Consider the following 7,150-nt stretch of genomic DNA (forward strand, 5'->3'; position numbering starts at 1 on the left):
AATGGCATCAACCATATCACCATCTTTGGTCATATAAAGATCACTCATAGGTCTTCACCATATTCTCTCAACTTTATCGTAAATTCTTGTTTTTTGGGGGTGCCGTTATGATGAAAAACACTTTGCTTTTCCTCTACAGAAAGAATGACAAACTTACCTAAGATTTTGCCTTGACCAGTCACAAGAATGTGAGGTCCCATATGCGCTATTTGTCGCAAATATTCGATTTGTCCGTGACCACCTTTGAAATCTGGATAAATCACGCCTGCTAAAGAAAATTCCGCATTTGCAACAGCAGGCAATTGAAGAGCAGCTTTTCGCCCCAATCGCCCTTGCTCTACCCATGGAACTCCATAAGACATATCAAGTGTTTGATAAGCTGCTGTTTCAATAGAAAAAATAAAACCACCCAAAGCTAACATCATGGTATTTAATCCGAAAGGCTAGAGGCTATGGCTAAACGTTGCTGTTTTGCATAGCGTTCAAGTGCTTGATTGACAGCGTCTCTGATTTCGTCCTTGAGACCATTTGGTACTGAAATATTGAGATTTGTAATGGTTACACGGGCGTCTACTTCAACGGGTTTATGAACCGTAATGGGCTTTGGAGCTTTAAAGGCACCCACTTTATTTGTTGCCTGCATTTGTCCTGTTTCAACGACACTTGTATTAAAACCACTCTTGCGTTTTTCAGGTGGGGTATTTGTAACCACTACTGTATCAACCATTTTTTTTGCACGTGCATTGGTTTCATCGGTAAAGGTTTTAATCGTCTGGGTTGAAGTTTTGTTGATTGAAACATTAAAGCCTAGCTTTTCTTTCATCCAATTAGGCATCCAACTGGTTAATTTACTCATCATGCCGCTGAGCCAATCAGACAGAGCATTCCATTTGCTTTTGATGCCGTCCCAAAGCCCGTTAATAAGATTGGAGCCTACTTCCATTAAATCGACACCAAACAGCCACTCAATGAGTTCATTGATTTTTTTTGAAATCCAAGAGAGCGGTGAAAAGTTTTTAAAGAGCGTCAAGAGGTTATTGAAAACGTTACTACATAAGCTCGCAAAAGAATTCCACAAGTTGCTTATGAAGCTTACTACCGTATCCCAATTTTTGTAGAGCAGATATCCAACTCCAACAAGGGCTGCTATGCCGCCAGCGATCCAGCCGATAGGAGTGGTCATGATTGCGATACCAAGCGATATAAAAGCAGAACCAACGGCAGTTATTGCTGGAATGAGTGAAGCTACAAGAGATAGTGCAAGACCCGCAACTGCAGAAGCTGCCGGTACCATTGCCGCAATGAATGCTCCGGTAAGAACTGCTCCAACCGCGGCTAAAGATGCAGCTACCCAGCCATTGAGTTCATCCCAATATTTATAGAGTGCGGCAAGTACCGCGATACCCCCAATGAGCCATCCTATGGGCGTCGTCATTATAGTATAGCCAAGGGTGACAAACGCTGCTCCCGCTGCGGCTAATGCGGCAATGAGTGGACCAAAAATGAACGAACCAAGTGCCACAAGTCCTACCTTAAAGAGGGTTATTTCACCAATCAGAGGTTCTAGCCATTGGAACCAGCCTTTAATCCTCTCTGTGAGATCACTGATACCTTTTCTTAAATCAGAGGTAGGATTAAGCAAATCATTAAAGACTTTTTTTAAGGTTTTTGCCCAGCTCGCAACAGTTGTTTGAATGAGGTTGCGGTTTTCATCAATCAGGCGAGAAAAACCGTCAATCATGTCATTGATCACGGGCATGAAACGCGCGCCAATAAAGCTCGCGATACCGCCTATTTTTTTCTTAAAGGCTCCCATTTTGTCACTCAAATCTGCTGCATAGCGTGCAACATCGGCACCTATCAGCCATTTTCCTTTTCGCGCCTTTGCAAACAGCTCTTTAATGGGTGCCATGCCTTGTGCAAGCATGGTCGCCATTTCTTTACCATCGCCCCCAAACAGCAGAGCGGCAATATGCTGTCTTTGTGCTTGGCTTTTCATCTTACTCATCTTGTCGGTAATTTCTTCTAACAAGACAGAAGTGGATTTGAGTTTTCCAGAAGTGTTTTTGACAGAAATGCCAAGTGCTTCAAAGCCCATCATGCCTCTTTTTTGTCCAGCATAGGCTTGTGCTGAACGCCTATTTAAAACCGCTAAGGATTGTTGAAAAAGTTCGGCAGAAGTGCCTGAATTATCGGCTGCATCACCCCATAATTGAAGTGATGCAACACTCATATTTAAATGGTGTGATGCGTGGTGAAGACTATCTCCCAGATGCATGGTTTTCATGGTGAGGGCGGTTACACTTGCCACAAGACCACCACCAGCAAGCCCTAAAGCACCAGTAAAGACCGAAGCACGGCTTGCCGCCACTCCAAGAGCACTTTGAACGCCATGAAGGCTTTTTGTCATGTTTTTGACAGCAGCAGAAAAGCGCGGAATACCCAAACTATGTGAGAGTGTTTTTGACAATGTATCGAATTTTTTTTGAAGATGTTTGAGAGGCGCGGTGAGTTTGTCTTCAAGAGATAGCTTCACCTTTGCATCAGCAACTTTTTCACTCATTTTGTCTTATACCTTTCTGCTGCTTGTTTTCGCCAGAATATGAGTTCTTGCGGTTCCATTTCCATCATCTTTGAAAGGGACCAATGGAACACAATGGTAATATCGGCTATGAGTTTCGCGGCAGTTTCCCAGTCGAGGTATCCCGCCGCTTGATAAAAGACTCCAAAATCTCTCCAATGCTCGACAAGTCATTAATATCGAGTTCTCCAACCGCTTCATGTGCCCATCCAGAAAGACGTGCGATCATAGCGATTGTTTGCTCTATGCCTTCTTTTTTGTCGATTGCTTGCACATCTTTTGTTTTGGGGCGCTGTAAAGTAATTTCGGTGTGTTCTTTTCCTTCAAAGGTAATCGGTACAAGTAATTTATGTGTAATGCTTGTTTGTACTGTCATTTTTATAATCCTAAGTTTTCTCTATGATCTGCGAGTTGATTGACGCCATTGAATCTCCTCACCATGTTGAGGGCGTCTATCTCAACAATTTCAACGTCCTTCTGGACATATTTGAAATACTGCAATGTGAAGGTAGTTGTGGATGTTGCTTTGCTGCCCGGTTGCCATTCTGCCATTTCAAAGCCTTTGCATAGTCCTCTCATGGTAATGACAACACCTTCTGCGGGTGTGCCTTGCGCTTGCATTGAACTTCGTAATGAGATATCGACATCTGTGCGCCCCAACAGTGCCATCAACTCTGGAGAGCAATCAGAAATGGTCATGCTAAGTGTGAGGGTTTCAAGACCAAGGTCAACTTCAATGGAGGAGTCCATGCCTCCACCACGATAACTTTCAACAACCAAGTTCAAATTCGGTAATGTTACGCTTTCACATTTTGCTTGATAGGGAATGCCGTCGACAAAAATGTTAAAATATTTCAAAACTCTTGGTAAAACGGGGATAGCCATTAAAAAATCTCCTCTAAATAATCATTCACAATGCGTGAACGGAATGTGATGTGTTCTGCTGGTGTTGTTGGTGTGAATTCGACATTGAAATAGATTCTGCCGCCTTCAATAGCGCTTGCTGTATTCAACTCTAGATCAGGCGTACAGCGCCCACCAAGAATGGCGCCTTGTGCTTTCAAATCACGCAAATAGGCATTGACGCTTTCACTGACATCATTCATGTAGGTTTTTTTGATATTGCGGTCGACAGCCCATAGATGCCCGCGCAAAATGGCGTCATTGATCATATCTGCGGTTCTCACCACCGATAAGAAAGCAAATTTTGTATCACTTGAAAGGGTGCGATTACCCCAAAGACGATAACCGTTTTCGCGGATAATTGTTGTGATGTTTTGTTCGTTAAGAAGGTTGGCGCGGCTTGATCTGTCACCAATGGAAAAATCAATGGGGCGCGCAGTTCCCACAATGCCATTGATCACTTTGTTTGAAGGAGAATGCCAAAAACCGTGTGTAAAATCAGTTTTGGCAATGACACCAGCAACCGCTGCACTTGCCGGCTGTTCTATGATCTTTCCATCACGATTTACCTTTACAAACGGATCAATGAGAATGGCGCGCTTTGAATCAAAATCCTTTGCTGCACTAAGGGCTGCTTCATCTGTTGTGTTTGGTGCATCAAGCACCACAATAGCGCGTAGGCGTTCAGCAATGCCAATGAGTTCTGCTGCGACGGGGTTGGTAGTTGCACCAGTTCCATTCTCTTCAATATTCACACTGGAAGGGCGTTGATGTGTAAAGCCTGGAGCGATAAGAATGCGTGGTGTTTGTCCCACAATGGACCCCGCTCCAATCAAAGCGTGGACGCCTTCATAAGCGCCATTTGCGTTTACACCGCCAAGAACATTGGTGAGTGTTGCATTTTCGTTGTCACCCTCGTTCACGCGTACGACAACAACAATGGCACCCACTTGCTTGAAAATGAGATCAAGGGCATTAGGTAGGGTGCCTTGACGCTTGCCTGTTTTATCCAGTTTAGCGGCTTGTGAAAGTGAACCCGTAACCAAAACGGGTGTGTTAAGAGGGAATGCTTGTTCATCGGCATCGGGTGCTGTGCCAACAATCCCGATAACTGCAGACTGAACCGCGCGAAGGGGGCGGGTGCCGTCGTCAACCTCGACAACTTCAACACCGTGTAGAAAACCTATTGCCATACTTTATGCTCCTTTAAATGAGGGGTGAATTAAAATGAATGGGAAAAATGAGAGGTAAAAAGCCGCTCTTGAGAAAGGTTTGTTTTCAACAAGCACTTTCTTTTTATAAATATCTTGACTTAGTCCCAAAATGGTACTAAGATTGATAAAAATCAGGATACACTTATGAAAATTGTTAAAATCTCCACACTTCAAACTTTTTGGACTCGATATCCTGATGCTGAACAACCATTAAAAGCATGGGTAGATGAAGCTAAAAACGCACAATGGCGTTCTCCTCATGACATTAAAGAGAAATATAAAAATGCAAGCATATTAAAGAATAATCGTGTTGTTTTTAATATTAGAGGCAATGATTATCGTTTAGTTGTTTCAATCTTTTATCCAGCAGGTTGGCTTTACATAAAGTTTATAGGGACGCATAAACAGTATGATGCGATTGATGCCAACACTGTAGAACTAAAGGAATTTAAGAAATGAATATCAAACCAATTCGTACAGAGAGAGATTATCAAGAAGCTTTAGAAATTGTGTCTGCAATGTTTGACAATCAACCTAAAGAGAATACTCCAGAATTTGATCAAATGGAGGTTCTTGTGTTGTTGATTGAAGCGTATGAAGCAGAACACTATCCTGTTTCTCCTCCTCACCCGATTGAAGCTATTAAATTTAGAATGGAACAAATGAACTTAAGTGCTAAAGATCTCGTTCCTGCGATTGGTCATTTAAATCGTGTTTACGAGATATTGAGTGGTAAAAGAAAATTAACACTGCGCATGATTAAAAACTTGCACCAACAGTTCAATATTCCACTAGAAAGCCTAATAGCCTAGACTTGATTATCTTTCTCTTGTGGTTCTTTTATGGGCTCTACGGGTATATCTGTTTCTGTCATTTCAGTAGATGAGAGCTGTTTTGTGTTTTCATCAACAATAGGAGGAGAGAACACTCCATCCTTATAAGTCCAGCCGATCTGCGCTTCATTTGAGGGGATAGCTTCACCATCAAAGGCGTGAACATAATCTTCTGATGCTACAATAATATTTGTTACCACACCATTTTCAACAACTGCATATTTCATAAAAAACTCCTAGATAAAAAATCTCAACAAGATTGCTCCGTCACCACCATTGCCGCCATCTCCACCAGATTTTCCTGGAAAGTAGCCACCGCCACCGCCGCTGGTAAAACCATTTCCATCACCACCATTGCCGCCTTTCCCACTGTAACCCCCTTTTGCGATACCATCACTGCAACCACCACCAGCCCCCCCATAAATAGAGCTTCCACCATGTCCAATGTTTGTTTTGTAGACAATAAAGGGGCCGTCGTTACTTCTATAGTATGCGTAGCCACCACCACTCCCGCCACCGAAAGTAGAACTGCTACCATTAACATTACTGTTACTAGAGTAGTAGCTGCCACCGCTACCGCCGCGACCACTGCTGTTGGCACTTCCTTCACTGCCACTAGTTCCGTATCCATAATATCCACCACCTCCGCCACCGCCTGCGGTAAGAAGTCCCTGAATTATTGTTTGACCACCTATGCCTCCCCTTTCGTTATTACCGCCTTTCCCACCACGTCCAATTTGAGCATTTTTTGAGTTTCCCAGCTGGTATCCTTTTATTTTAATACGTACGCAACCGCCGCCACCTCCACCACCGCCTTTTATATTACTGCCGCCTCCACCGCCACCCCACGCCCATATTTCAATATCGGTGTAGCTAGTAACACTATCAGGAAATGGAATGGTACCACTTTCTGTCATGAGGATTTCAAGGGGATTAAGCGCGGTAACTTCTTTCAGTTTTGCAATCTCATTGCGTATTTTTTGAAGAACAGTGGTAGCCTCATCTTTTGTGTAAAGTGCCTTACCATCAACAGTTGCTGGACCTTTAAGCATGCTTCCACTTGCACTTAGACTTGTCACAACTTTATTATTGTGGGTGAGATTAAACGACGAATTACCCAACAGTTCTAAGCCACCACTCATAGTGACTTTGCTGGTAAATTTATTATAATTCTGCCATTCATTTGGGCTGGCTAAGCGTCCATAGCTTGTGAGATCTTCGTTGATCTTGGCTCTAAAATCGTCAAGACCCACGATATCTTCTGTTTTATGTTGATGAGAGCCAAGCAAAGATACAGCACTGCCAAAAGTGAAGTTATTATTGCTTGATTTATAGAGAACATAATTGTTGGCAGCATCTTTTGCGCCTTCGATATCACTTAAATCAGCAAAAGTGAAGGTTTTATCGGCTGCCATTTTGGCCTTAAGGGCCGCTTCAAGGTCTGCAACATCACTTATGCTATGCGTGTGTTTTGAAGGCGCTTTTCCCTCTACCTTTTCCTCAATATCAACAATGGCTTGATCAATTTTGGTCAAGTTTTCCCGCAAGATTGGGAATTCAGAACTGATAAAGCGTCCTTCTTTCGGCAATTCCATGTCGAGTTTTTTGGTTTTGGTCAT

The 7,150-nt window shown here is 43.0% G+C and carries 10 protein-coding genes; 2 read left to right on the forward strand and 8 right to left on the reverse strand.

Annotation, left to right across the window (positions count from 1 at the left end; translation table 11 throughout):
• Nucleotides 1-44 precede the first annotated feature (44 nt).
• The 6 genes from ACFIKG_RS08165 to ACFIKG_RS08190 are packed head-to-tail and all read right to left on the reverse strand — an operon-like array spanning nt 45 to nt 4,677.
• Nucleotides 45-425, reverse strand: coding sequence for a phage tail protein (locus tag ACFIKG_RS08165; RefSeq protein ID WP_273724432.1), 381 nt, complete (start codon nt 423-425; stop codon nt 45-47).
• Nucleotides 426-430: 5 nt separating this feature from the next.
• Nucleotides 431-2,563 carry a phage tail protein gene (locus ACFIKG_RS08170; protein ID WP_375652085.1) on the reverse strand — a complete coding sequence of 711 codons (2,133 nt, stop codon included), beginning with the start codon at nt 2,561-2,563 and terminating at the stop codon, nt 431-433.
• Nucleotides 2,560-2,631 (reverse strand): GpE family phage tail protein, encoded by a 72-nt coding sequence (locus ACFIKG_RS08175; RefSeq protein WP_081485993.1) that lies wholly within the window; start codon nt 2,629-2,631, stop codon nt 2,560-2,562. The genes ACFIKG_RS08170 and ACFIKG_RS08175 overlap by 4 nt, the downstream gene beginning before the upstream one ends.
• Before the next feature lie 38 nt (nt 2,632-2,669).
• The gene (locus ACFIKG_RS08180) at nt 2,670-2,957 is read right to left on the reverse strand and encodes a phage tail assembly protein (protein ID WP_375652086.1); all 288 of its coding nucleotides are present in this window, start codon (nt 2,955-2,957) and stop codon (nt 2,670-2,672) included.
• Between the two features lie 2 nt (nt 2,958-2,959).
• On the reverse strand, nt 2,960-3,466 hold the full coding sequence (locus ACFIKG_RS08185; protein WP_375652087.1) for a phage major tail tube protein: 507 nt from the start codon (nt 3,464-3,466) through the stop codon (nt 2,960-2,962).
• Nucleotides 3,466-4,677, reverse strand: a complete 1,212-nt coding sequence (locus tag ACFIKG_RS08190) for a phage tail sheath subtilisin-like domain-containing protein (RefSeq protein ID WP_375627541.1) — start codon at nt 4,675-4,677, stop codon at nt 3,466-3,468. The genes ACFIKG_RS08185 and ACFIKG_RS08190 overlap by 1 nt, the downstream gene beginning before the upstream one ends.
• Nucleotides 4,678-4,842: 165 nt before the next feature.
• On the opposite strand from ACFIKG_RS08190, the gene ACFIKG_RS08195 reads away from it, so the two are divergent.
• Nucleotides 4,843-5,157, forward strand: coding sequence for a type II toxin-antitoxin system HigB family toxin (locus ACFIKG_RS08195; protein ID WP_375612347.1), 315 nt, complete (start codon nt 4,843-4,845; stop codon nt 5,155-5,157).
• A complete protein-coding gene (locus ACFIKG_RS08200) occupies nt 5,154-5,510 on the forward strand; it encodes a type II toxin-antitoxin system HigA family antitoxin (RefSeq protein ID WP_375613954.1) in 357 nt (118 codons plus the stop codon). The genes ACFIKG_RS08195 and ACFIKG_RS08200 overlap by 4 nt, the downstream gene beginning before the upstream one ends.
• On the opposite strand, the gene ACFIKG_RS08205 is transcribed toward ACFIKG_RS08200, so the two are convergent.
• Together ACFIKG_RS08205 and ACFIKG_RS08210 are read right to left on the reverse strand one after the other, a co-directional pair.
• Complete coding sequence (locus ACFIKG_RS08205; protein ID WP_375652088.1) at nt 5,507-5,758, reverse strand: hypothetical protein; 252 nt, start codon at nt 5,756-5,758, stop codon at nt 5,507-5,509. The genes ACFIKG_RS08200 and ACFIKG_RS08205 overlap by 4 nt on opposite strands.
• A gap of 9 nt (nt 5,759-5,767) precedes the next feature.
• A partial coding sequence (locus ACFIKG_RS08210) for a Bgr_08870 family protein (RefSeq protein ID WP_375652089.1) occupies nt 5,768-7,150 on the reverse strand: 1,383 nt, incomplete at its 5' end.

It is taken from the genome of Bartonella sp. LB28NMGDW, assembly GCF_042194435.1.
GTDB lineage: Bacteria > Pseudomonadota > Alphaproteobacteria > Rhizobiales > Rhizobiaceae > Bartonella > Bartonella grahamii.

What these genes read in the sequence shown, in the direction of transcription:
- ACFIKG_RS08165 (WP_273724432.1), bottom strand. Translation starts at nt 425, where the DNA reads ATGATGTTAGCTTTGGGTGGTTTTATTTTTTCTATTGAAACAGCAGCT.
- ACFIKG_RS08170 (WP_375652085.1), bottom strand. Translation starts at nt 2,563, where the DNA reads ATGAGTGAAAAAGTTGCTGATGCAAAGGTGAAGCTATCTCTTGAAGAC.
- ACFIKG_RS08180 (WP_375652086.1), bottom strand. Translation starts at nt 2,957, where the DNA reads ATGACAGTACAAACAAGCATTACACATAAATTACTTGTACCGATTACC.
- ACFIKG_RS08185 (WP_375652087.1), bottom strand. Translation starts at nt 3,466, where the DNA reads ATGGCTATCCCCGTTTTACCAAGAGTTTTGAAATATTTTAACATTTTT.
- ACFIKG_RS08190 (WP_375627541.1), bottom strand. Translation starts at nt 4,677, where the DNA reads ATGGCAATAGGTTTTCTACACGGTGTTGAAGTTGTCGAGGTTGACGAC.
- ACFIKG_RS08195 (WP_375612347.1), top strand. Translation starts at nt 4,843, where the DNA reads ATGAAAATTGTTAAAATCTCCACACTTCAAACTTTTTGGACTCGATAT.
- ACFIKG_RS08200 (WP_375613954.1), top strand. Translation starts at nt 5,154, where the DNA reads ATGAATATCAAACCAATTCGTACAGAGAGAGATTATCAAGAAGCTTTA.
- ACFIKG_RS08205 (WP_375652088.1), bottom strand. Translation starts at nt 5,758, where the DNA reads ATGAAATATGCAGTTGTTGAAAATGGTGTGGTAACAAATATTATTGTA.